This is a genomic window from Citrobacter freundii complex sp. 2025EL-00176, assembly GCF_053309355.1.
On record NZ_JBRYHT010000001.1, the window covers coordinates 1016129 to 1039846 of the forward strand.

The following is a 23718-nucleotide window of genomic DNA, read 5'->3' on the forward strand; positions in this document are numbered from 1 at the left end:
ATTGTTAATTAATATCAATCATGCCTGACGAATTATCGCTATAGTGGCTGTTCTGTGAGCAGCTTCATAAAAGCGCCTGGCAAAGCGATGATGAAGGGAAAAAACGGGCGGGATTGATGCCCGTTTGCAACAAAACGCTTACAAACGGGCAGCAGGGATCACAGAGAGCGGCTCTCCAGTAAGTCTGACAGCGCGGTATCGCTTTTCAATTGCTGCCAGGCTGCTTCAACGTTACCTGGAATATCCACGTGCACGATAAAATCGCGGCCACAGGGACCATAGCCACTAACATCGTCCCGCAGACGCGGCAACTCTCCGGTAATGAGCGAAAGATAGCGATCCACTGACCATAGCCCTTCGGCCGTCGGCGCAAAGTCCACGCCGTCGCCCTGTTGGACCAGCTCAGGAACGAATCCCGGAAAACTCAACCAGCGCGGCGCATGTAGCTCATCGCGGGTTACGCGCTGAAACGTTGCCATCGTGCGGCGTTGCATGGTCGGATCCTGCACCACAATGACGGTATGCATGCTTTCTGTCGCCTGGCTCAGTAACGCACAGCTAAATCGGGCATTTTCACCGCAGTTTGTTGACTGGTCTTCCACCCAAATCTTCTCCCCCGGAATGTGCCAGAATTGGTGAGCGATATCGGCAAGGATCGCCGCTTCCGCACGTCCGGTGGTTCGAATGATATTGTAGCGAGGATGCCGGGCAATCGCGTCATACAGAAAGCGCGTGGAATGACCGATGCCCCCACTAATCAATAAGGGAACCTGTTGGTCTTTCGCGATCCGACAGGCGGCGTCGATGGTCGGGATCACCGCGTTCCCCGCCAGAATTACGCAATCTGACTGAACCGTGATGCCCCCCGTAAAATCGCTCTGCGCCAGCCATTGCCCTACAGTATTGATCGCCGCCAGCGTGGTCGCGGAAAGCGTCGGAAACTGACTCATATTCATGACTCCTGGTGTTTATTCTTTACCGGGTACAGAGGCCGGATGGCGGCTACGCCTTGTCCGGCCTACGGCCCCGCACCGCATTATCCCGTGATCTGATCCATCGCCTGCAGGATACGTTTATCTGAAATCGGGTACGGCGTACCGAGCTGCTGGGCAAAATAGCTGACGCGCAGCTCTTCTATCATCCAGCGGATCTCTTTGACGTCGTCATCTTCACGGCGCGCAGGCGGCAGTTTATTGAACCATTGCTGCCAGGCCTGCTGCACACTATCCACTTTCAGCATCTGTGCGCGGTCGCGGTGTGGATCGATGGCCAGTTTTTCCAGACGCTTTTCAATAGCCTGCAAATAACGCAGCGTATCGCCCAGGCGTTTGAAACCATTACCAGTGACAAATCCGCGGTACACCAGCCCGCTCATTTGCGCTTTGATATCTGAAAGCCCTAACGCCATGGTCATATCCACACGCCCTTTCAGACGCTTATTGATATTAAACACCGCGGTCAGGATCTGTTCGACCTGCTTCGCGATATCCACCACCGTATCGTTCAGTTCAGCCCGCACCTTCTCATGCAACGCCGCAAAGCCCTCTTCCGTCCACACGGGACCACCATGGGCGTCGATCAACCGATCCACACCGCAGGAGATACAGTCGTCAATCAAATCCAGCACTTTGCCATACGGGTTAAAATACAGCCCCAGCTTGGCTTTGTTAGGCAACTTCTCGTGTAAATATTTGATCGGCGAAGGAATATTCAACAGTAGCAGGCGGCGTAAACCGCACCACATAGCCTGTTGCTGCTCCAGCGGATTATCAAACAATTTGATGGCAACGCTGTCACGCTCATCGACCAGCGCTGGCCACGCTTTTACCTTATAGTTACCGCGTTTTTGCTCGTAACTTTCCGGAAGCTGCCCGAAGCTCCAGATATGCAATCCGCTCTGTTCGATACCGTCATCCGCCACCGCGGACAGCGTTTCCTGAACCTTACCCTTCAAGGTATCTTTCAGATCCTGTAGCGAACGCCCTTCCTGTAGCTTCTTGTTCTTATCATCCACCACCCGGAAGGTGATTTTTAGGTGATCGGGTACCTGATCCCAATGCCAGTCATCGCGGTCAACGGTGACGCCAGTCATCCGGCGCAGTTCACGTTCCAGCGCGTCCAGCAGCGGCAGTTCCAACGGCGTCACGCGGCCTAAAAATGCCTCGGCATAGTTCGGAGCAGGAACAAAGTTACGTCTTACCGGTTTCGGCAGCGATTTAATCAGGGCAATCACCAGCTCACGGCGCAGGCCTGGAATCTGCCATTCAAAACCGCTCTCTTCGATCTGATTGAGCAGCGGGAGTGGAATATGCACGGTCACACCGTCCGCATCGGCTCCCGGTTCGAACTGGTAGCTCAACCGCAGTTTGAGATTGCCCTGATGCCAGAAGTTCGGATAATCCAGCTTACTGATTTTTTCCGCGCCCTCTTTGATAAGCATGCTCTTTTCAAAGTTGAGCAGGTCCGGGGTCTCGCGGGAAACTTTCTTCCACCAGCTATCAAAGTGGCGAGCAGAAACCACATCATGGCTAATACGCTGGTCGTAAAACTCAAACAGTGTTTCATCATCAACCAGGATGTCGCGACGGCGCGATTTATGCTCTAACTCTTCCACCTCGGCCCGTAGCTTCAGGTTGTCACGGAAGAAAGCATGGCGCGTTTGCCAGTCACCCTCCACCAGCGCATGACGAATGAACAGTTCACGCGACAGCGCCGGATCGATCTGGCTGTAGTTAACCTTACGGGCAGCAACAATCGGTAAGCCGTAGACGGTGACCTTTTCTGTCGCCATTACCGCGCCCTGCGCGCGCTCCCAGTGCGGTTCGCTGTATGAACGTTTGATCAGATGCTGCGCAACTGGCTCCACCCACTCGGGATCGATACGCGCGGCAATACGTCCCCACAGGCGGCTGGTTTCCACCAGCTCCGCCACCATCGTCCACTTCGGCGGTTTTTTGAATAAACCGGACCCCGGGAAGATCGAGAAACGGGCGTTACGCGCGCCGGTAAATTCCTGCTTATCGGCATCTTTCATACCGATATGGGACAGTAAGCCAGTCAGCAATGCGACGTGGATCTCCCGATATTCAGCAGGTTCGCTGTTGACCGGAATGCCCAACTCTTTTACCACCTGGCGCAGCTGCGTGTAGATATCCTGCCATTCACGTACGCGCAGATAATTAAGAAAGTCGACTTTACACTGACGGCGGAACTGGTTTGACGACAACGCTTTTTGCTGCTCGCCGAGGTAATTCCATAAGTTCACAAACGCCAGGAAGTCAGACTCTTTGTCATGGAAGCGGCGGTGCTTCTCGTCGGAAGCTTGCTGCTTGTCCATTGGCCGCTCGCGCGGATCCTGAATGGACAGTGCCGAGGTGATAATCATCGCCTCACGCACACAGCCATGTTTTTGCGCTTCCAGTACCATGCGCGCCAGACGCGGATCCACCGGAAGTTGCGACAGCTGGCGGCCCAACGGCGTTAATTTGTAAGCGGTTGCCAGTTCATCGGTGGTTATCGCACCCAGCTCTTCGAGCAGGCGCACCCCGTCCTGAATATTGCGTTTATCCGGCGCTTCAACAAACGGGAACGCCGCGATATCCCCCAGCCCCAGCGCGGTCATCTGCAAAATAACGGATGCCAGGTTGGTACGCAGGATCTCCGGATCGGTAAACTCCGGACGCGACAGGAAGTCGTCTTCAGAATACAGACGAATACAGATCCCTTCCGAAACGCGACCGCAACGGCCTTTACGCTGGTTGGCAGAGGCCTGCGACACCGGTTCAATCGGCAAACGCTGGACTTTAGTGCGATAGCTGTAGCGGCTGATACGCGCGGTGCCAGGATCAATGACATACTTGATGCCCGGTACGGTCAGCGAGGTTTCCGCCACGTTGGTGGCCAGCACAATACGGCGACCGCTGTGCGACTGGAACACGCGATTCTGCTCGCTATTGGAGAGACGCGCATACAGTGGCAGCACTTCGGTGTGACGCAAATCCAGCTTATTCAGGGCATCGGCAGTATCGCGGATTTCGCGCTCACCGCTCATGAAGATCAGTATGTCGCCCTGACTTTCACGGCCTAACTCGTCTACGGCATCAAAAATTGCCTGCAACTGGTCACGCTCGGTGTCATCTGCGTCTTCAACAATCGGACGATAGCGGACTTCCACCGGATAGGTTCGGCCAGAGACTTCGATAATCGGCGCATTGTTGAAATGCTTAGAAAAGCGTTCCGGGTCAATGGTCGCCGAAGTGATGATAATTTTTAGATCCGGACGACGCGGCAGAAGTTCTTTCAGGTAGCCGAGCAGAAAGTCAATGTTCAGGCTGCGTTCATGCGCTTCATCGATGATGATGGTGTCGTACTGCATTAGCAGTCGATCCTGCTGGATTTCTGCCAGCAGGATACCGTCCGTCATCAGCTTAACCATGGTGTTGTCACTAACATGATCGCTAAAACGGACTTTATAACCAATACAACCGCCCGGCTCGGTTTGCAGCTCTTCCGCAATACGATTCGCCACGGTACGCGCCGCCAGACGACGCGGCTGGGTATGGCCGATCAGCCCTTTTACCCCGCGCCCCAGCTCCATACAGATTTTCGGCAACTGGGTGGTTTTACCTGAACCGGTCTCACCAGCCACAATCACCACCTGATGGTCGCGAATGGCTTCCAGAATATCCTGTTTTTTCTGGCTGACAGGCAGGTTTTCCGGGTAGCTGATGACCGGGCGCGCCGCTTCACGCAGCACAACTTTACCGGCTGCCTGGTCGATCTCTTTTGCCATCTCCTGGTAGATGGCCTGTTGTGCATCAGGATTTTTAACCTTCTTCACGCCGTGCAGACGGCGGGCAAAACGCTGTCTGTCACGCAGCATCAGCGAGTCCAGCTGTTGTTGCAACATGTTGAAGGTTAATTTTGGTTGTTCTGTCATAGCGTTAAAAGGCAGTGATCTGCCGGGTTAAATCTCTTTTAGATGATAGATATAGAGTACCACATCGGGGCTTTTCATGTGTTGTTCAATAATTTCGAACATAGGATTCGATATATTGCGCTATCACTGCGACAGGATTGTGAATAAAGTGTCAACAAGCAACGGGGCACTACCCCTTCAAACACATAAAAGGAAACACCCATGAGCAAGATATTAGTTCTTAAATCCAGTATTCTGGCAGGGTACTCTCAGTCTGGTCAGTTGTCTGATTATTTTGTTGAACAGTGGCGTGAAAAGCACTCTGCTGATGAAATCACCGTCCGCGACCTGGCTGCAAACCCTGTTCCGGTACTGGATGGCGAACTGGTGGGTGCGATGCGCCCAAGCGATGCGCCGCTGACGCCGCGTCAGCAAGAAGCGCTGGCGCTGTCTGACGAGTTGATCGCTGAACTGAAAGCGCATGATGTGATTGTTATCGCCGCGCCGATGTATAACTTCAACATTCCGACGCAGTTGAAAAACTACTTTGACCTGATTGCCCGTGCTGGCGTGACCTTCCGTTATACCGAGAAAGGTCCGGAAGGTCTGGTGACCGGTAAACGCGCAGTGGTACTGACCAGCCGTGGTGGTATTCATAAAGATACCCCGACTGACCTGATCACACCGTACCTGAACGTGTTCCTGGGCTTTATCGGCATCACCGACGTGAACGTTGTTTTTGCTGAAGGTATCGCTTACGGTCCGGAAGTGGCATCTAAAGCACAGTCCGATGCGAAAGCCGCTATCGACAGCGTGGTTGCTGCCTGATAATTCACCCTCTCACCATCCGGTGGGAGGGTTTCTCAGTACTTACTTCTTTGTCTGCACATGTACCTGCTTGCCGTGAATGCGATTAATATCACGCCAGATGGTTGCATAATCCCTGCACTTCGCCAGATTTTCTTCCCAGCAATGAACTAAAAATTGTTCCGGCTCCGCGACATCCCGGCTTAACAGCTTGAATACCCAACGATTCCAGACATACCACTTGAGAAGCCACATGATTTCACTCCACGACGCGACCGGTGTTGAACTATATCAATATCAGTTTGATGCCGTGTGGCAACTATTGCGATGTCGAGGAATAATCCGGAAGGATCCTCCACTTGTAATATCAATCCAACAGCGATGCTCGGAAATGATTATTATTTCCTCAACCACTTACCGTTTATACCTTGCACGTACTCCCCCGGTTTAGCGCGAGCAACCAACTTCTGTCCGGCCATTTTTGCGACTTCCTCTGGCGGAATATTATTGCTCTCAGCCAGTTGCTGATAACTGGCGCTTCGCGCCTTATTAATCTCACTCACCAGCGTCTGCGTTTCGGCGTCAGTCTGTAATGCCACCAGATAACCATTAAGCGTTTCCCCCACCCGCCCCTGAGTTCTGGCTTCATTCAGGGTCAACGCCCATGCATTGCTGGTGATAAAACTCAGCGCCACCAGGATCGCTGCAAGCTGCTTTTTCATCATGACCTCAGAACAGATCGCTGCGCGATTTCAATAAGCTTTCGACGTCTTTATCAACTTTGATATGAATCTCATGCTCGATTTTGACGTTCATATTAATCGTGATCGGCTCTTTTGGCGCAGCCACTTCGATTCTTGGGGTACAACCTACCACCAGAGATGAAGCCAGCAAACCCAGCATGGCGGCTATCGTTTTCATTGTTGTTCCTCACATTCCTTGCCTTCCAGGCAATGGGTTTCCGGCAGCGCTGCATTTTGCTCAAGCCATGCCTGTAAATTGTCGCCAAAACGCAAACTGCGCCATAGCGTAAAGACGTTTTCCTCGTGGGTGTAATTCAAATTAACCGTCCCCACTTTGCCATCTACTCGGCTATTGCCAGTCACGGTGGCCTGCATCGTTAAGACACCCAGGTTATCCAGGTTTATTTTCGTCCAGGAATGGGTTATTTCCATATAGCGCAGCCAGTTAATTGCCGCGCCAGCCGCCATATTATCTTTAACGACGGCATCCGCCGTATCTTTATCGATACGCAGCGTCATTGGACCTGGGTTGGTTAACCAGCCGTCTTTGATGATCCACTTTTCGTTATCCAACCATAATGGCAATGCGCCGCTGACTGGACCCGACATAGCGAACTGCTTGGGGTTAACCGCGCTAATCAGCTCGCTGGAGGAGATATTCTGCACGCGTAATAAGGCTGGGTCGTGCTGTGGCATCCGCAGCTGCTGCATGATGACTTTGCCTCCCAGCAGTTCGGCGCTGACATCGCTCAGCAGTAACGGATTGTCTTCACTCCAGGGGTACGCACCCTGCAGATCGGCAGTAATATTTTTCACCGTCACCTGATTCACAACTTCCGCAATACGCAGTGAAACAGGCCCACGCGTACCCAGTTGCCATGCGCCTTCGCTAAACCGAAACGGCAAAATAAAATCGACGCCATTAATTTGGTTATCAGGCATCCAGGCGCTACCATTTTTTAATACCCCATGACCGCCTGCTTCAAAGCCCTGTTCCGGCGCGGCCGAGAATGCGACCTGCGCATACAGATCACCTTCACGCAGCTTCATTTTCCAGTCAGGCGGGGTCAACGGCTGAAACACGGTGAGCGATTGTTTTGGCCACCAGGCCTGCCCGCGCAGACGGATCCCGTCCCAACGGCCGTTTAGCTGTACGGGGCCGATCGCACCCGCGTGAAGCTGGCCCTTGAACTGGAAAATCGTCGGGTCGCTACCTTCCACGCTGAACTTTAGCGTTGAGGGAGGTAAGATACTTCCGCCGGTGAAGACGGTTTTTCCTGCGTCCAGTGACAGTGCGCCGCTAAAGGTCGGTTTGGTCGCGTCCCGCACCCAAACAATCGGCTCATCCATTACCAGGCGCGGGTTTTCCACCGTCATGGAGCCGTATTGCAAGTGATCAAATCCGGTGGAAAGATCAAAGAGCTTCAGCGTGTTGTCATGCCATTCCCCCTTACCCGCCACGTCCCAGCGAGCATGCATTGGCGTAAAGCTGCCTTCGCCCCAGTAACGCCATTGCCAGCGACCGGCATCAGGAAGAAAATCATTTGCCAGACCATCCAGGTGCAGCTCAAAGCCTCCCATCTGGTTTTCATGCGCACGCAAAATAGCCTGTAGACGCCCATCCACACCGCGTTGTGTTACTTTTACGCCCGCCAGCGGCCAACGAATCTCGTCAATATCCAGCGAATCAATTACCCGCCCCCGCGAACGCAACAGCGCCCCTGGTTCAAACGCCAGTTGCGGATCGTTCAGGCTACCGGTGAGTTTGGCGGGTAGTTTCGCGTAGAAGATCAGATCGCCCTGTTTCGCTTCGCCGATCAGCTGTAACGGCATCTCGTTGTTATCGATACCCAGCTTACCCGGCCCCAGCGTTAAAACGGCGTTTCCTTTACCGGCATCGCCTTGCGTCAAAATGTTCAGACGCCCGCTCACCACCGCGTTTTCCAACCCGGCCTGCCAGTTTTCAACTTTCATGCCCAGCCGCCCGCTTAGCGGGAATCCCTGATAAGGCCAGTTCCAACGACCATCGCTGATAGTCAACTGCTGGCGGGTTATTTCCCACGGAAGATCGAGCAGCGGATCGGCATTATCACGCGCCATGACGATCAATTGGCCGCTATTTTCCTGCCACTCCAGTTCCGCGTCCACAAGCGTGGGTTCCTGCGGCAAGCTCAGAGTCGCAACGGCATGACCGCTCACTGGTAACCCATCCGGAACCAGCGGCATAGTAAATTCACCGACCAGTTTTACCGGCGGTTGCCCTTCAAATGCAGCAATATCCAGCTCATTTACCGTGAGATTTTGCCCATGCAGACGCCCCTGGAATTTAACCTTTTCACCCTGGTAGCGCAGTTGCTGAGTAGAGGGCGTTAGCGAGAGAGACAATTTACCCTGCCATTCCTGCCAGGGAGAGAGAATAAGTTTGTCGATGTTAATCCAGGTATTGGGCAGCATCGATTGCCATTCAGCCAGCGTTTTAGGTGCGACCGGAGACGCTTCTGTCTGCGGTAATTTGGCCAGGCAAGCGGAATCCAGCTCAATTGTCCCGACGTTGAGCAACCAGCGGCTGGGATGGGACAGGTCCGCCTGAGTAATGCGCGCCAGCGGGCAATCATCGACCAGATAGCGAAGTTCCGGGATATGCAGCCCATGCCGTGTCAGCCGTGGACTCTCATCCAGCGCGATACGGGTCCCCACAGGTAACCAGACGCCCACCAGGGTCGGAACCCACAGGCCAAGCGTCATCACCAGCGTCAGCGGCACGAGAATCAATAATAAGAGGAGTGCCAGAACGGCTTTATATTTACCCTTCATGGGTAGTTAATATCCTGATTTAGCAAAAATTTAAGCCGGTTTAGGCCTGTATTGTGGCATGTTTAACTGGATATGCCCACATTAAGGATAGATAATAGCGCTATGTGGCACGCTGTTACACGTGCCGTCAGGAACGATTCCAACACAGCAGCGCATAGGTTCGGACTCAATGATGATTCAGCTGTCCATCGCTATGTTTAGGTCCTATCCGACCAGCCTCTATCAGTATTTCTTCTATAAGTTCTTCAAGACACTCCTTGCCATGATGATCACAGACAAGATGCACCTGGCGGGAAATTTCTTCAGGCTTCATTCCATCGCATAAAGCCGCCTTAAGCATTAAGGTGGCCCATCGTTTTGCTTCAGAGTGAGTTAGCATAACTCCTCCCGATATCTGCTACCTGTATAAGCGTAGCTGTCTGGATGTGAATCACCTGGCTTTTTGCCCACACTCCCTGCCCAGCGAATGGAAAATATCCGGTTGTTGAAATCGCGTAACCTGCCCACACTAACAAAAGATACGCTCCAAATATTCATTACTTCTATGACTATCAATAACTTTTTAGATTTTGTAAAATAATTTGAATTGAACTAATGTGACGTCAAAATCACTGGAGAAAGTCTTATGAAACTCGCCATCTATAGTACAAAACAGTACGACAAAAAGTATCTGCAGCAGGTTAACGAGGCTTTTGGTTTTGAACTTGAATTTTTTGACTTTCTGCTGACGGAGAAAACAGCCAAAACAGCCCATGGCTGCGAAGCTGTATGCATCTTCGTCAACGACGATGGCAGCCGACCGGTTCTGGAAGAACTGAAAAAGCAGGGTGTGAAATATATCGCCCTGCGCTGTGCCGGGTTCAATAACGTCGATCTCGACGCGGCAAAAGAGCTGGGTCTGCAGGTGGTACGCGTCCCGGCCTATTCACCTGAAGCTGTCGCTGAGCATGCGATTGGCATGATGATGACCCTAAACCGCCGTATTCATCGCGCTTATCAGCGTACCCGCGATGCCAACTTCTCTCTTGAAGGGCTGACCGGCTTTACCATGTATGGCAAAACGGCCGGGGTGATTGGTACCGGTAAAATCGGTATTGCTGCGCTGCGGATCCTGAAAGGGTTTGGTATGCGCCTGCTGGCGTTCGATCCCTACCCAAGCGCCGCTGCTCTGGAATTAGGCGTGGAATATGTCGATCTTAAAACGCTGTTCGCGGAGTCCGATGTTATCTCCCTGCACTGCCCGTTGACGCCGGAGAATTATCATCTGCTCAACCAGGAAGCCTTTGAGCAAATGAAAAACGGCGTGATGGTTATTAACACCAGCCGTGGGGCGTTGATCGATTCACAGGCGGCTATCGATGCTCTGAAAAACCAGAAAATTGGTTCTCTGGGTATGGACGTGTATGAAAACGAACGCGATCTGTTCTTTGAAGATAAATCCAATGATGTGATTCAGGATGATGTGTTCCGCCGTCTGTCAGCCTGTCATAACGTGCTGTTTACCGGGCATCAGGCGTTTCTGACCGCTGAAGCGTTGACCAGCATTTCTGAAACGACGCTGCAAAATCTGGAACAAATCTCCAAAGGCGAAACCTGTCCAAACGCCCTCTTCTAATCCTTGTGCCCCCTGGCTTTAGGGGGGCATTTTCAGACAAATGCCGATGATAAAACAGTCAGTATCATTATTATATTGAATGTATTCCGGTCACGAATTTAGAGAATGTTAATGAAGAAAGTTGTCACGTTGATTGCCCTCAGCACGCTGATGGCTGGCTGTGTGAGCAGTGGAAAGGTTTCCGTCAATCGCGACCAGTTACAGCATCACCGTTTCGTTTTGCAGAGCGTGAATGGTAAAGCTGTTACCGTCGCCAACAACCCACCCGAATTGAGTTTTGGCGAAAACATGACGGTATCGGGAAAGATGTGTAATCAATTTCACGGTCAGGGCAAGCTGTCCGACGGCGAGTTGAAAGTGAAAGATATGGCGATGACCCGCATGATGTGCGCCGATCCACAGCTTAACGCGCTCGACGGCATCGTCAGCGAAATGTTTAAGCAAGGCGCACAGGTCGATTTGACTGCTGACCAGTTGACACTGGCGACAGCACAACAAACGCTGACGTATAAACTTGCGGATTTAATGTAATAAACGCGGTGGCTCAATAGCTCCCGCAGCTTCCGGCGGCAAGCGACTGTTCACTACAGCGTTTGCCGTTGGGTAGCGCGCACATCCCGATGGCTGAGCCATCCAGTTGACGAGCCACGGAGAGCGAACCACCAATCATGGCGCAATTTGCCTCTCCGGAACTGGACATTGCTGCCTTCATGCCCGGTACGACATGTGCTGCGGTTGCCTGCTGAACAGGTTCACTGCTACACGCCGATAATAATAACGCGGCACACCCAACCCAAAACGCTGCGCGCATCTTACTCCCCTCTGAATATTAACCCAACGACACAGCCATAAATAATAGGCAGCGGAGACACTGCCGTCGAGAGGCAAACCACGCATTTATGCGCGCTGTTTACATTTTCTGGCAATTTTTTGGCTGCTCCTTTGATCAAACCATTCATTCTCTTTATTCCAGGGACACAAAAGCGAAAATGCGTCTGAATGGCTTTTGCTAAAATAGAAGGATAATTACAGGACTCGCTCCTCTTTCGCGTGTCCCTCTTTTTGCGCAATGTAAGGGTGTCAGTATGCAAACAATTGACGGTAATGGTGCGGTTGCTTCGGTCGCATTTCGTACCAGTGAGGTTATCGCCATCTACCCGATTACGCCCAGTTCGACGATGGCTGAACAGGCAGATGCCTGGGCTGGAAATGGGCTGAAAAACGTTTGGGGGGATACGCCCCGTGTTGTAGAAATGCAGTCGGAAGGCGGTGCGATTGCGACCGTTCACGGCGCGTTGCAGACCGGTGCGCTCTCTACGTCCTTTACCTCATCGCAGGGCCTGTTACTCATGATCCCAACGCTGTACAAACTGGCCGGTCAGTTGACCCCGTTTGTACTGCACGTTGCTGCGCGAACTATTGCCACGCACGCGTTATCGATCTTTGGCGATCATTCCGACGTGATGGCTGTGCGCCAAACGGGATCCGCGATGCTGTGCGCCAGCAGTGTTCAGGAAGCACAGGACTTTGCGCTGATTTCGCAAATGGCGACCCTGAAAAGCCGGGTTCCGTTTATTCATTTCTTTGATGGATTCCGTACATCACATGAAATCAATAAAATTGTGCCACTGGCTGATAGCACCATCCTCGGCCTGATGCCGCAGGCGGAGATCGATGCTCACCGCGCTCGGGCGCTAAATCCAGAACATCCGGTTATCCGCGGTACATCAGCGAATCCGGACACCTACTTCCAGTCACGTGAAGCGACCAACCCTTGGTACAACGCGGTTTACGATCACGTAGAACAGGCGATGAACGACTTCGCCGCGGCGACGGGTCGCCAGTACCAGCCATTTGAATATTACGGTCATCCGCAGGCAGAACGCGTCATTATTTTAATGGGCTCGGCCATTGGGACCAGTGAAGAAGTCGTCGAAGAGTTGATGGCGCACGGCGAGAAAGTTGGCGTACTGAAAGTCCGTCTGTTCCGCCCCTTCTCCGCCAAACATTTACTGCGCGCGCTGCCGGAAAGCGCGCGCAGCATTGCCGTTCTGGATCGCACCAAAGAACCCGGCGCGCAGGCAGAACCATTATATCTGGATGTCATGACCGCGCTGGCGGAAGCCTTTAACTGCGGCGAGCGAGAAACCTTACCGCGTGTGATTGGCGGACGCTATGGTCTTTCCTCCAAAGAGTTTGGCCCCGACTGCGTCATGGCGGTCTTTAATGAGCTTAATAGCGCGAAACCTAAACCACGCTTCACGGTCGGTATCTATGATGATGTCACCAATCTGTCATTGCCGCTGCCGGAAAACACCCTGCCCGGCACCGCTAAACTCGAAGCGCTGTTTTACGGCCTGGGTAGCGATGGCAGCGTGTCGGCCACCAAAAACAATATCAAGATTATCGGTAACTCTACGCCGTGGTATGCGCAGGGTTATTTCGTGTATGACTCGAAAAAAGCAGGCGGCCTGACCGTTTCCCACCTGCGCGTCAGCGAGCACCCCATTCGCTCAGCGTATCTGGTTTCACAAGCCGATTTTGTCGGCTGCCACCAGTTGCAATTTATCGATAAGTACCAGATGGCCGAACGCCTGAAACCTGGTGGTATATTCCTGCTTAATACCCCGTACAGTGTGGATGAAGTCTGGGCGCGTCTGCCGCAGGAAGTTCAGGCGGTGCTAAATCAGAAGAAAGCCCGTTTCTACGTGATTAATGCGGCAAAAATCGCCCGTGAGTGTGGTCTGGCGGCGCGTATAAACACCGTCATGCAAATGGCGTTCTTCCACCTGACGCAAATCTTACCAGGCGACAGCGCGCTGGCCGAGTTGCAGGGGGCGATTGCGAAAAGCTACAGCAGTAAAGGACAGGATCTGGTCGAACGTAACTGGCAGGCGTTGGCCCTGGCGCGTGAATCCGTCGCCGAAGTGGCCTTGCAGCCTGTTGATCCGCATAGCGCCAACCGTCCACCGGTGGTTTCTGATGCCGCACCAGATTTCGTGAAAACCGTCACCGCAGCAATGCTCGCTGGTCTGGGCGATGCGCTTCCCGTTTCCGCGCTGCCGCCGGACGGTACCTGGCCAATGGGGACGACGCGTTGGGAAAAACGCAATATCGCTGAAGAGATCCCTATCTGGAAAGAAGATCTGTGTACGCAATGTAACCACTGCGTTGCCGCCTGCCCGCACTCGGCTATTCGCGCCAAAGTGGTTTCCCCGGAAGCGATGGAAAACGCCCCTGCCAGCCTGCATTGTCTGGATGTGAAATCACGCGATATGCGCGGTCAGAAATATGTCCTGCAGGTTGCGCCTGAAGATTGCACCGGTTGTAATCTGTGCGTCGAAGTATGCCCGGCGAAAGATCGCCAAAATCCTGAGATCAAAGCCATCAATATGATGTCGCGCCTTGAGCATGTTGAAGAAGAAAAAGTTAACTATGACTTCTTCCTCGATCTGCCGGAGATTGATCGCAGCAAACTGGAACGTATTGATATTCGCACCTCGCAGCTAATTACGCCGCTATTTGAATATTCCGGCGCCTGCTCAGGCTGTGGAGAAACGCCGTATATCAAACTACTCACTCAGCTGTACGGTGACCGGATGTTGATTGCCAATGCCACCGGGTGTTCGTCAATTTACGGCGGTAACCTGCCTTCAACGCCATACACCACCGACGCCAATGGGCGTGGGCCAGCATGGGCAAACTCGCTGTTTGAAGATAACGCCGAGTTTGGTCTGGGCTTCCGTCTGACGGTGGATCAACACCGAGTGCGCGTTATGCGTCTGCTGGAGCAGTTTGCCGATAACATCCCGGCTGAACTGAATTATGCTCTGCACGCAGAAGCCACGCCGGAGGTTCGTCGTGAGCAAGTAGCGGCCCTGCGCCAGCACCTGAAAGATGTCGAAGGCGCACAGCAGTTGTTAACCGATGCCGACGCGCTGGTTGAGAAATCCATCTGGCTGATTGGCGGCGATGGCTGGGCCTACGATATTGGCTTTGGCGGGTTGGATCATGTTCTTAGCCTGACCGAGAACGTCAATATTCTGGTACTGGATACCCAGTGTTACTCCAACACGGGCGGACAAGCGTCAAAAGCCACGCCTCTTGGGGCTGTCACTAAGTTTGGAGAGCACGGCAAACGTAAGGCTCGTAAAGATCTTGGCGTCAGCATGATGATGTACGGGCATGTTTATGTCGCGCAGATTTCCCTGGGCGCCCAGTTGAACCAGACAGTGAAAGCTATCCAGGAAGCGGAATCCTATCCAGGACCGTCGCTGATTATCGCGTATAGCCCTTGTGAGGAGCATGGTTATGACCTCGCGTTGAGCCACGATCAGATGCGTCAGCTCACGGCAACCGGATTCTGGCCGCTGTATCGCTTTGATCCGCGTCGTGCAGACGAAGGTAAACTGCCGCTGGCGCTGGATTCTCGCCCGCCGTCAGATGCCTTGGCTGAAACTTTACTTAATGAACAGCGGTTCCGCCGCTTAAATGCCCAACAGCCTGAAGTCGCTGAACAGCTGTGGAAAGACGCAACAGCCGATCTGCAAAAACGCTACGATTTCCTGGCGCAACTGGCAGGTAAAGCGGAAAAGAGCGGAACCGAGTAATACGTTTAGCTCAGCATTAAAGTGGAACGAAAAAAAAGCCCGAACAGTTGTTCGGGCTTGTCAATTTATTCGCTGGCTAATTAATATTGGCTATCAATACGTCAACGAAAAAAATAAAACGTGACAATAAAGGCATATAACACGCGCAGAATAGCTCAACAAAATCCACTTGTATAATTTTTATTTTATATATATTAAATCCACACATTCATAATAATTATCACTATTTCTGCAGAATTATTTATTTAAGGTTTTACTTAAGACGTAACAATTCATATTTATCTCTTTACGGAACTTCTCCTTTAGCATGCTTTTACTCCCTACATGGGTAGTCACAGGTTAAATAAAAAAACTAAAGGATTATTTCAATGAACAGAAAAGTACTGGCTCTCGTAATTCCTGCCCTGCTGGCTGCAGGCGCTGCTCACGCTGCTGAAATTTATAACAAAGATGGTAACAAGTTAGACCTGTATGGCAAAGTAGACGGCTTGCATTACTTCTCTGATGATTCGTCTAAAGATGGTGATCAGACTTATATGCGTATGGGGTTCAAAGGTGAAACTCAGGTTAACGATATGATCACCGGCTATGGCCAGTGGGAATATCAGATTCAGGCTAACGGTACTGAAGGCGACGATAAAGGCGATTCCTGGACTCGTCTGGCCTTCGCAGGTATTAAAGTTGGCGATTACGGCTCATTCGACTACGGTCGTAACTATGGCGTGCTGTACGACGTAGAAGCCTGGACCGATATGCTGCCAGAATTCGGTGGTGACTCCTACACCCAAGCAGATAACTTCATGACTGGCCGTGCGAATGGTGTTGCTACTTACCGTAACAACGATTTCTTCGGTCTGGTTGACGGTCTGAACGTTGCGCTGCAGTATCAGGGTAAAAACGAAAACCAAAGCCTGAATGACGATGTAGGTACCAATAACCGTAAAGATGGCGATAAGCGCTATGACAATGGGGACGGTTTCGGTATCTCCTCAACCTATGATCTGGGAATGGGCGTAAGCTTCGGTGCAGCCTACACTTCTTCTGACCGTACTAACGAGCAGATCAATTCCTATAATGCTGGTGGCGACAAAGCTGATGCCTGGACTGCTGGTCTGAAATACGATGCGAACAACATCTATCTGGCAACCATGTATTCCGAAACCCGTAATATGACTCCGTACGGTAATGACGGCGTTGCCAATAAGACTCAGAACTTCGAAGTCACTGCACAGTATCAGTTCGACTTTGGTCTGCGTCCGGCGGTATCTTTCCTGATGTCTAAAGGTAAGGATCTGAACTCTACAGACGGCGACAAAGACTTGGTGAAATATGCTGACGTAGGTGCGACCTACTTCTTCAACAAAAACTTCTCTACCTATGTTGATTACAAAATCAACCTGCTGGACGAAGACGACAGCTTCTACACCCGCAATGACATCTCTACCGATGACGTTGTAGCTCTGGGTATGGTTTACCAGTTCTAATTCGTCAGCCCGCTGGCAACGGCGGGCTTCTTTTCTGTTATCGCAATTCTGTTTTATCCAGATCAAAACATTATATCTATTGCATCAAAACACATCCCTGATAGATGATATCTTGCATAAAGACCTGTAGTAGAGGATACCTGCAATGAATCATCACCCTGTAAAATCATCCCGTATTGCATCCGTCGGCTATGACGAATCCTCTCACACGCTTGAAATTCGCTTTCATCAATTGTCTACGCTGCAATACCAGCATGTCCCTGCTCGTATTTTTCGTGATTTCCTGAGCGTAGTCTCTAAAGGTCGATTTTATGATGGGGTAATAAAAGGAAAATTCCCTGAAATCAAAATAAAGTGATGCCAAAATGTGATCTTTGTCATTGTACATAAAGTGCCATTACGCGGTAAGCTTTAGGTGGATACTTAAACAGGAGGTTTTATGAACAGAACGATTCTTGTACCCATCGATATTTCAGACTCAGAATTAACTCAACGCGTTATTGCCCATGTTGAAGCAGAAGCAAAAATTGACGATGCGCAGGTCCATTTTTTGACCGTTATTCCGTCACTGCCCTATTACGCTTCCCTGGGATTGGCCTACTCGGCAGAGTTGCCGGCCATGGACGATCTGAAAGCCGAAGCGAAATCTCAACTGGAAGAGATTATCAAGAAGTTCAATATCCCAACGGACAGAGTGCACGTTCATGTCGCGGAAGGTGCGCCGAAAGATAAAATTCTGGAAATGGCTAAAAAATTACCGGCTGATATGGTCATTATTGCCTCTCACCGACCTGACATCACCACTTACCTGCTGGGTTCTAACGCCGCAGCCGTGGTGCGTCATGCTGAGTGTTCGGTTCTGGTTGTCCGCTAAGCTGCCTGGCCCGCACATCGTGGCGGGCTTTTTGTTTTACCTTCATACCCCACGATTCCTGTCCTAAATGTGCTGACATTTTTCCCGCTTATCCGTACCATACACGCCACTGTTTTTATATCAGACTTCTTTTGCCGGACTATCCGGCGTGATGCATACTCTTCTGATGCCACACTATGAATTGAGCCTCTATTAAATGTCGCAAAATCAAGATATTAGCAAGAAAGAACAATATAACCTGAACAAATTGCAAAAACGTCTGCGTCGAAACGTGGGCGAAGCGATTGCCGACTTCAATATGATCGAAGACGGCGATCGCATTATGGTGTGCCTTTCCGGAGGGAAAGACAGCTATACCATGCTGGAGATCCTGCGTAATTTGCAGCAAAGCGCCCCGATCAGTTTTTCCTTAGTTGCGGTTAACCTCGATCAGAAGCAACCCGGCTTCCCGGAGCATATTCTGCCGGAGTATCTGCAACAGTTGGGTGTTGAGTATAAAATCGTCGAAGAAAACACCTACGGGATCGTCAAAGATAAAATTCCTGAAGGCAAAACGACCTGCTCGCTCTGCTCTCGCCTGCGTCGCGGCATTCTGTACCGCACGGCAACCGAGTTAGGCGCCACCAAGATTGCGCTCGGCCACCATCGCGATGACATCCTGCAAACGCTGTTTTTAAACATGTTCTACGGCGGGAAAATGAAAGGTATGCCGCCGAAGCTGATGAGCGATGACGGTAAGCATATCGTGATCCGCCCACTAGCCTACTGCCGTGAGAAAGATATTGAGCGTTTCTCCGAAGCGAAAGGTTTCCCAATTATTCCGTGTAACCTGTGCGGCTCACAGCCTAACCTGCAACGTCAGGTCATCGCTGATATGCTGCGCGACTGGGACAAACGCTATCCAGGCCGCATTGAAACCATGTTCAGCGCAATGCAGAACGTTGTGCCTTCTCACTTGAGTGATATCAATCTGTTCGATTTTAAAGGCATTAAGCACGGTTCTGAGGTGGTGAACGGTGGTGATTTAGCGTTTGACCGCGAAGAGATCCCGCTGCAACCCGCAGGCTGGCAGCCAGAAGAAGATGATACTCAACTGGACGAGTTGCGCCTGAACGTTGTGGAAGTGAAGTAACTTATCATGTCGGATAAACGGAGCGCCATCAGGCGCTCCAACTCGCATTTATTTCAATAAACGAACGCGGCAGGTCTTGCCTTTGATCTTTCCGTTTTGCAATTGTTTCCATGCCTTATGCGCCACAGTCTGGCGAACAGCGACGTAAACATGCGCCGGATGGACGGTGATTTTGCCGATATCAGCCCCATCCAGACCAATATCACCGGTCAGAGCGCCCAGAACATCGCCGGGCCGCATTTTAGCCTTTTTACCGCCATCAATGCATAACGTAGCCATCTCAGCGTCCAGCGGCAGGATTGAACCATTGCCCGGCGCAGGCAACCAGTTCAGTTTTAGCTGCAGCATTTCAGCCAGGATATTGGCACGTTGCGCTTCTTCCGGCGCGCAGAAACTAATCGCCAGACCGCTGTTGCCGGCGCGAGCAGTACGGCCAATACGATGGACATGGACTTCCGGATCCCACGCCAGTTCGAAGTTAACCACCAGTTCCAGCGACTTGATATCCAGACCACGCGCGGCCACATCGGTCGCGACCAGTACACGTGCGCTACCGTTGGCAAAACGTACCAGCGTCTGATCGCGATCGCGCTGTTCAAGATCGCCATGCAACGAGAGTGCGCTTTGCCCTGCCGCATTCAGTGCGTCGCAAACGGCCTGACAATCTTTTTTGGTATTACAAAAAACCACGCAGGATGCAGGCTGGTGCTGGCTGAGCAATTTTTGCAGCAACGGAATTTTGCCGTGGCTGGACGTTTCAAAAAATTGCTGTTCAATCGCCGGCAACGCATCCACCGAGTCAATTTCGATCGTTAGCGGATCTTTCTGTACCCGGCCACTGATGGCGGCAATCGCTTCCGGCCAGGTCGCGGAAAACAGTAAGGTCTGACGTGACGCTGGGGCAAAGCGGATCACATCATCAATCGCATCGCTAAAACCCATATCCAGCATGCGGTCGGCTTCATCCATCACCAGCGTATTCAAGGCATCCAGAGAAACGGTGCCTTTTTGCAAGTGGTCAAGTAAACGCCCCGGCGTGGCGACAATAATATGTGGCGCATGTTGCAGGGAGTCACGCTGTGCGCCAAAGGGCTGCCCGCCGCACAGGGTTAAGATTTTGGTATTTGGCAGAAAGCGCGCTAAACGACGCAGTTCCCCTGCCACCTGGTCGGCAAGTTCACGCGTTGGGCACAGCACCAGCGACTGCGTCTGAAACAGCGCGACATCAATATGCTGCAACAATCCAAGACCAAAAGCAGCCGTTTTGCCACTGCCGGTTTTAGCCTGCACGCGAACATCTTTCCCCGCCAGGATTGCCGGTAACGCAGCAGCCTGAACAGGCGTCATTTCAAGATAGCCCAGCTCGTTCAGGTTCTCGAGTTGGGCGGCAGGTAAAACATTCAGGGTTGAAAAAGCGGTCACAATTTAATCTCGCGGTAAAAACTCACATTCAGCAGGCGCGTATCCTCGCAGATCTGCGCTCGCGATGCGACAATTTAATCGGCTCTTCATCCGGTGGCGGATCCGGCATAGGTTGCGGACGAGGTAGCGGATCGGGAACAGGAACCGGGTCGGTGGGTAACGAATCAACGTTTGGTACTTGCCACTGTAGCATTGCAATCAGACAGGTCATATAGCCCTCCAGTCATCAGGTTGACTCTTTTAGGGTAGACGCTGATTTCCTGCAGGCAAAAAAAAGCCGACTAATCTAAGTCGGCGTCGTACGAATCAATTGTGCTATGCAGTAATTCAAAAAAGGAAGTAAGACAATATGGAGCGCAACGCCCATCGCTTGACGTTGCATTCACCTGCGAGTGAAATATTGCCCCGAATAGGTAGATGGTTTATTGACTTCGCTCAAAAACCTGGCCGTTTTCATGCGCAAAAGCCGATAAAAAATGTTGTTGTTACAACCATTTACTACGATGCAACCATAAAGTAACACCACCAATCAGGACCACTAACAGAATACAGAAAAGTGAGAAGCCAAACTGCCAGCCGCCGCCGGGGATACCACCGAGGTTAACGCCAAACAGCCCGGTTAAAAATGTACTGGGTAGAAAAACCATCGCCATCAAAGACATTGTATAGGTTCGGCGCGCCAGAGACTCCTGCATAACCTGCGCAATTTCGTCCGCCATGATGCCGGTCCGGGCGATACAGGCGTCTATCTCATCCAGCCCTCTTCCCAGCCTGTCGGCGATATCCTGCATCCGTCGCCGATGATCGTCGGTCATCCAGGCTAAACGCTCACTCGCCAGGCGCGCATAAACATCGCGCTGAGGCGCCATATAGCGGCGCATCACAATCAGTTGCTTGCGCAGCAATGCCAGGAATCCGCGCGGGGGGATTTGTTGATCGAGCAGGTTATCTTCCAGGTCTATAATCTTGTCGTGCAGTTGCTCGATAAACTCGCTGGCATGATCGGTTAACGCATCGCAGACATCCACCAGCCAGCTACCGCAGTCAGCCGGCCCTGTACCTTCCTGAAGATCGCTGACCACATCATCCAGTGCCAGTACTTTGCGCTGGCGCGTTGAGACAATCAGACGTTCATCCATATATAAGCGCATAGCGACCAGCTGGTCAGGTCGCTCATCGGTGCTGCCATTAATACAGCGCAGCGTGATCAACGTACCTTCCCCGACTCTGCTTACGCGTGGGCGAGTACTTTCACCCGCCAGCGCATCACGCACATTATTAGGAAGCAGAGGTGTGGTCGCCAGCCATTGCGCACTTTCAGAATGGGTATAATTAAGATGCAGCCAGCAGGGATGCTGAGCGTCGATAACATCGTTATTTTCCAGCGTTTTCACCCCACCACGGCCATCCAGCAGCCAGGCAAACACGGCATCCGGCACATTAACATCCGTTCCCTTAATGGCTTCCACAGCGCCTCCACAAACATTCAGCTTTTTTCGATAGTCTAGCCGTCAGAATAGGTTAAGCAATATCTCATTGTCCCATTGCGCTGAAATGATTCATAAAAGTATCTGATAACAGAAAAAGCGCCGGCGAGTGCGGCGCTTGTAGTGAGAGGGATCCTGTTATGCTCGCTGTCGTATTGCGGGTTCGAGAGTCTTACTTAAGCGAAATTGATGGGTTCGGGACTGGAGGTCAATCACCTGGTTTTTCAGAATGCCCGAGGAATCAGAAAGCTCATCCACCATGACGGCATTACTTTGCGTTACGTTCTCCAGTTCAGCCAGCGCATGAGTGATCCTGATGATCCCTTTCTCCTGCTCCTGGGTAGTCGTTAATATCTCCCCCATTAACTGGCTTAATTGCCCGGCCCCCCCGACAATATCCTGCATATTTTTTTCTGCTTCGCGGACGATTGCCGCGCCTTGCTGAACATTTTGATGAGTCTGGGCAATCAACTGTTTAATATTTTTAGCTGCGTCTGCGCTGCGGTGCGCCAGCTTTCTTACCTCACCGGCCACGACGGAAAACCCTTTGCCATGTTCCCCGGCCCGCGCCGCTTCCACAGCGGCATTCAATGCCAGAATATTTGTCTGGAATGCGATACCATCTATCAGCGTAATAATTTCAGTCATCTGCTCCGCGCATTCGGTGATTGAACGCATATTTGTCGCCACCTGCACCATTAATTCGCCCCCCTGTCGGGCGCACTGCGTAGCAATCGTCGCCTGAGCGCTGGCTATTTGCGTGTTATCAGCATTATTTCGCGTATTCACCGCGATCTCATCCATATTGGCAGCCGTCTGCATTAATGCTCCGGATTGCTGTTCTGTTTTCACTGAAAGCTCGGCGCTGCGTTCTGCAAGCTGTTCTGAGAGCGCCATCGCCGTTTGCGAAGATGTCCTGATCTCATGAACAAGTGTTGAAATATTACTTGATAAGCTATTGATACCCGGAATAAGTCTACCCGCGCAGTTATTACCAAATTCTGGAATGCTGATCGCCAGATTACCGGACGTGACCTCTTCAATACTTCTTTTAACCGTATTAATCGGCATCACCAGATATTTAGTCATATACCACCACAGACATAATAGCGAAATAAGACTTACCGAATTGGTGCCGATAATAACATCAACGCTGGCTGAAAATATTATTTCCACCACATTGAGAGCCACTGCTGTAATCACCAAAAATAAAATAATAAAGGTCCTGACGCTAATATCATTTAACATTTTAGCCCTGTTTGCCAAGAAAATGAGGTGAATATTATTTTTTATAGCACCTGCCTTACAAATTGCCATAGCCCTGATACGAAAAGTGAATATTCAATAAGAGTCGACAACCTTTTTACTTAAAGCGCACAATGGTGCTGGTTATTTGCCTTAATCTAGTGATTTACTCCATCAAAGGTGATAGCCAGGCGTGTTAACAGATTAATGTGATGGTGAGCACGCAGAGAATGCAAAATGTACAGAATTATAATTACCATGAATAGTTATATAAGTATTACCGCATCATTCTCAATATTTTCCTGTTCTAACTAATACATAGTGTAAAAATATGAGTACAGGCAAGCTGGCGATCTTTGGCCAGCATTAATCTGCCTTCTGGCGGTTACCTGGTGGCGCGACGCTGTGTATAGGGTTCACCATTTTTGTTGATGGTTTCATCATCATTCATTCAAATATATTGATGTTAAAATCACGTCCGGCATTGGAATTAAAAATTGAAAGTCTCTTTATCAAAGATTTTAGCGATAACAGTCAAAACGCCAAAATAGTGTCTACTATTACTGG

20 protein-coding genes are annotated in these 23718 nt (G+C 51.2%); 8 read left to right on the top strand and 12 right to left on the bottom strand.

Going from position 1 to position 23718, the window contains the following annotated elements; genetic code table 11:
- Window positions 1–158: 158 nt before the first annotated feature.
- Window positions 159–950, bottom strand: a complete 792-nt coding sequence (locus ACVXHP_RS04995; protein ID WP_316130246.1) for a YdcF family protein — start codon at window positions 948–950, stop codon at window positions 159–161.
- 86 nt (window positions 951–1036) lie between these two features.
- On the bottom strand, window positions 1037–4939 hold the full coding sequence (gene hrpA, locus ACVXHP_RS05000; RefSeq protein WP_316130245.1) for an ATP-dependent RNA helicase HrpA: 3903 nt from the start codon (window positions 4937–4939) through the stop codon (window positions 1037–1039).
- A 201-nt stretch (window positions 4940–5140) separates the two neighbouring features.
- Here hrpA and azoR point away from each other — a divergent pair, with 201 nt between their 5' ends.
- On the top strand, window positions 5141–5746 hold the full coding sequence (azoR, locus tag ACVXHP_RS05005; protein ID WP_316130244.1) for an FMN-dependent NADH-azoreductase: 606 nt from the start codon (window positions 5141–5143) through the stop codon (window positions 5744–5746).
- 42 nt (window positions 5747–5788) lie between these two features.
- On the opposite strand, the gene ACVXHP_RS05010 is transcribed toward azoR, so the two are convergent.
- The 5 genes from ACVXHP_RS05010 to ACVXHP_RS05030 form a co-directional block, all read right to left on the bottom strand.
- Window positions 5789–5980 (bottom strand): hypothetical protein, encoded by a 192-nt coding sequence (locus tag ACVXHP_RS05010; protein ID WP_447570991.1) that lies wholly within the window; start codon window positions 5978–5980, stop codon window positions 5789–5791.
- Window positions 5981–6123: 143 nt separating this feature from the next.
- A complete protein-coding gene (locus ACVXHP_RS05015) occupies window positions 6124–6447 on the bottom strand; it encodes a YdbL family protein (protein ID WP_447571148.1) in 324 nt (107 codons plus the stop codon).
- Between the two features lie 7 nt (window positions 6448–6454).
- Window positions 6455–6646, bottom strand: coding sequence for a YnbE family lipoprotein (locus ACVXHP_RS05020; RefSeq protein WP_038640810.1), 192 nt, complete (start codon window positions 6644–6646; stop codon window positions 6455–6457).
- Window positions 6643–9282 carry a YdbH family protein gene (locus ACVXHP_RS05025; RefSeq protein ID WP_447570992.1) on the bottom strand — a complete coding sequence of 880 codons (2640 nt, stop codon included), beginning with the start codon at window positions 9280–9282 and terminating at the stop codon, window positions 6643–6645. The genes ACVXHP_RS05020 and ACVXHP_RS05025 overlap by 4 nt, the downstream gene beginning before the upstream one ends.
- Before the next feature lie 166 nt (window positions 9283–9448).
- The gene (locus tag ACVXHP_RS05030) at window positions 9449–9661 is read right to left on the bottom strand and encodes a hypothetical protein (protein WP_074458538.1); all 213 of its coding nucleotides are present in this window, start codon (window positions 9659–9661) and stop codon (window positions 9449–9451) included.
- A 246-nt stretch (window positions 9662–9907) separates the two neighbouring features.
- On the opposite strand from ACVXHP_RS05030, the gene ACVXHP_RS05035 reads away from it, so the two are divergent.
- Window positions 9908–10897, top strand: a complete 990-nt coding sequence (locus tag ACVXHP_RS05035; RefSeq protein ID WP_200006344.1) for a 2-hydroxyacid dehydrogenase — start codon at window positions 9908–9910, stop codon at window positions 10895–10897.
- A 111-nt stretch (window positions 10898–11008) separates the two neighbouring features.
- Window positions 11009–11428 carry a heat shock protein HslJ gene (gene hslJ / locus ACVXHP_RS05040; protein WP_200006343.1) on the top strand — a complete coding sequence of 140 codons (420 nt, stop codon included), beginning with the start codon at window positions 11009–11011 and terminating at the stop codon, window positions 11426–11428.
- 13 nt (window positions 11429–11441) lie between these two features.
- Here the strand turns inward: hslJ and ACVXHP_RS05045 are convergent, their stop codons facing one another.
- Window positions 11442–11708, bottom strand: a complete 267-nt coding sequence (locus tag ACVXHP_RS05045) for a putative hemolysin (protein ID WP_447570993.1) — start codon at window positions 11706–11708, stop codon at window positions 11442–11444.
- A gap of 274 nt (window positions 11709–11982) precedes the next feature.
- On the opposite strand from ACVXHP_RS05045, the gene nifJ reads away from it, so the two are divergent.
- From nifJ to ttcA, 5 genes are all read left to right on the top strand, one after another.
- Window positions 11983–15507 (top strand): pyruvate:ferredoxin (flavodoxin) oxidoreductase, encoded by a 3525-nt coding sequence (nifJ, locus tag ACVXHP_RS05050; protein WP_447570994.1) that lies wholly within the window; start codon window positions 11983–11985, stop codon window positions 15505–15507.
- Between the two features lie 368 nt (window positions 15508–15875).
- Window positions 15876–16991 (top strand): porin OmpC, encoded by a 1116-nt coding sequence (gene ompC / locus ACVXHP_RS05055; protein ID WP_447570995.1) that lies wholly within the window; start codon window positions 15876–15878, stop codon window positions 16989–16991.
- A gap of 145 nt (window positions 16992–17136) precedes the next feature.
- Window positions 17137–17349, top strand: coding sequence for a KTSC domain-containing protein (locus ACVXHP_RS05060; RefSeq protein WP_072014741.1), 213 nt, complete (start codon window positions 17137–17139; stop codon window positions 17347–17349).
- 81 nt (window positions 17350–17430) lie between these two features.
- A complete protein-coding gene (gene uspF / locus ACVXHP_RS05065) occupies window positions 17431–17865 on the top strand; it encodes a universal stress protein UspF (protein ID WP_006684401.1) in 435 nt (144 codons plus the stop codon).
- Window positions 17866–18061: 196 nt separating this feature from the next.
- Window positions 18062–18997, top strand: coding sequence for a tRNA 2-thiocytidine(32) synthetase TtcA (gene ttcA, locus ACVXHP_RS05070; RefSeq protein WP_200006340.1), 936 nt, complete (start codon window positions 18062–18064; stop codon window positions 18995–18997).
- Between the two features lie 48 nt (window positions 18998–19045).
- Here the strand turns inward: ttcA and dbpA are convergent, their stop codons facing one another.
- The 4 genes from dbpA to ACVXHP_RS05090 all read right to left on the bottom strand — a co-directional run bounded on the left by dbpA (window position 19046) and on the right by ACVXHP_RS05090 (window position 23154).
- Window positions 19046–20419: an ATP-dependent RNA helicase DbpA gene (dbpA, locus tag ACVXHP_RS05075; protein WP_200006339.1), complete on the bottom strand. Its 1374-nt coding sequence runs from the start codon at window positions 20417–20419 to the stop codon at window positions 19046–19048.
- A 28-nt stretch (window positions 20420–20447) separates the two neighbouring features.
- Window positions 20448–20630: a proline-rich small protein YnaL gene (gene ynaL / locus ACVXHP_RS05080; protein WP_200006867.1), complete on the bottom strand. Its 183-nt coding sequence runs from the start codon at window positions 20628–20630 to the stop codon at window positions 20448–20450.
- A 274-nt stretch (window positions 20631–20904) separates the two neighbouring features.
- Window positions 20905–21888 (bottom strand): zinc transporter ZntB, encoded by a 984-nt coding sequence (zntB, locus tag ACVXHP_RS05085; RefSeq protein WP_200006338.1) that lies wholly within the window; start codon window positions 21886–21888, stop codon window positions 20905–20907.
- Window positions 21889–22044: 156 nt separating this feature from the next.
- Complete coding sequence (locus ACVXHP_RS05090; protein ID WP_316130741.1) at window positions 22045–23154, bottom strand: methyl-accepting chemotaxis protein; 1110 nt, start codon at window positions 23152–23154, stop codon at window positions 22045–22047.
- Window positions 23155–23718 lie beyond the last annotated feature (564 nt).

Bases quoted from the DNA above. Each gene is read 5' to 3' on its own strand.
- ACVXHP_RS05030 (WP_074458538.1), bottom strand. From the start codon at position 9,661: ATGCTAACTCACTCTGAAGCAAAACGATGGGCCACCTTAATGCTTAAG.
- azoR (WP_316130244.1), top strand. From the start codon at position 5,141: ATGAGCAAGATATTAGTTCTTAAATCCAGTATTCTGGCAGGGTACTCT.
- ACVXHP_RS05015 (WP_447571148.1), bottom strand. From the start codon at position 6,447: ATGAAAAAGCAGCTTGCAGCGATCCTGGTGGCGCTGAGTTTTATCACC.
- ttcA (WP_200006340.1), top strand. From the start codon at position 18,062: ATGTCGCAAAATCAAGATATTAGCAAGAAAGAACAATATAACCTGAAC.
- ACVXHP_RS04995 (WP_316130246.1), bottom strand. From the start codon at position 950: ATGAGTCAGTTTCCGACGCTTTCCGCGACCACGCTGGCGGCGATCAAT.
- ACVXHP_RS05020 (WP_038640810.1), bottom strand. From the start codon at position 6,646: ATGAAAACGATAGCCGCCATGCTGGGTTTGCTGGCTTCATCTCTGGTG.
- hslJ (WP_200006343.1), top strand. From the start codon at position 11,009: ATGAAGAAAGTTGTCACGTTGATTGCCCTCAGCACGCTGATGGCTGGC.
- ACVXHP_RS05035 (WP_200006344.1), top strand. From the start codon at position 9,908: ATGAAACTCGCCATCTATAGTACAAAACAGTACGACAAAAAGTATCTG.
- ompC (WP_447570995.1), top strand. From the start codon at position 15,876: ATGAACAGAAAAGTACTGGCTCTCGTAATTCCTGCCCTGCTGGCTGCA.
- ACVXHP_RS05090 (WP_316130741.1), bottom strand. From the start codon at position 23,154: ATGTTAAATGATATTAGCGTCAGGACCTTTATTATTTTATTTTTGGTG.
- ACVXHP_RS05060 (WP_072014741.1), top strand. From the start codon at position 17,137: ATGAATCATCACCCTGTAAAATCATCCCGTATTGCATCCGTCGGCTAT.
- ynaL (WP_200006867.1), bottom strand. From the start codon at position 20,630: ATGACCTGTCTGATTGCAATGCTACAGTGGCAAGTACCAAACGTTGAT.
- ACVXHP_RS05045 (WP_447570993.1), bottom strand. From the start codon at position 11,708: ATGCGCGCAGCGTTTTGGGTTGGGTGTGCCGCGTTATTATTATCGGCG.
- ACVXHP_RS05025 (WP_447570992.1), bottom strand. From the start codon at position 9,282: ATGAAGGGTAAATATAAAGCCGTTCTGGCACTCCTCTTATTATTGATT.
- hrpA (WP_316130245.1), bottom strand. From the start codon at position 4,939: ATGACAGAACAACCAAAATTAACCTTCAACATGTTGCAACAACAGCTG.
- uspF (WP_006684401.1), top strand. From the start codon at position 17,431: ATGAACAGAACGATTCTTGTACCCATCGATATTTCAGACTCAGAATTA.
- nifJ (WP_447570994.1), top strand. From the start codon at position 11,983: ATGCAAACAATTGACGGTAATGGTGCGGTTGCTTCGGTCGCATTTCGT.
- ACVXHP_RS05010 (WP_447570991.1), bottom strand. From the start codon at position 5,980: ATGTGGCTTCTCAAGTGGTATGTCTGGAATCGTTGGGTATTCAAGCTG.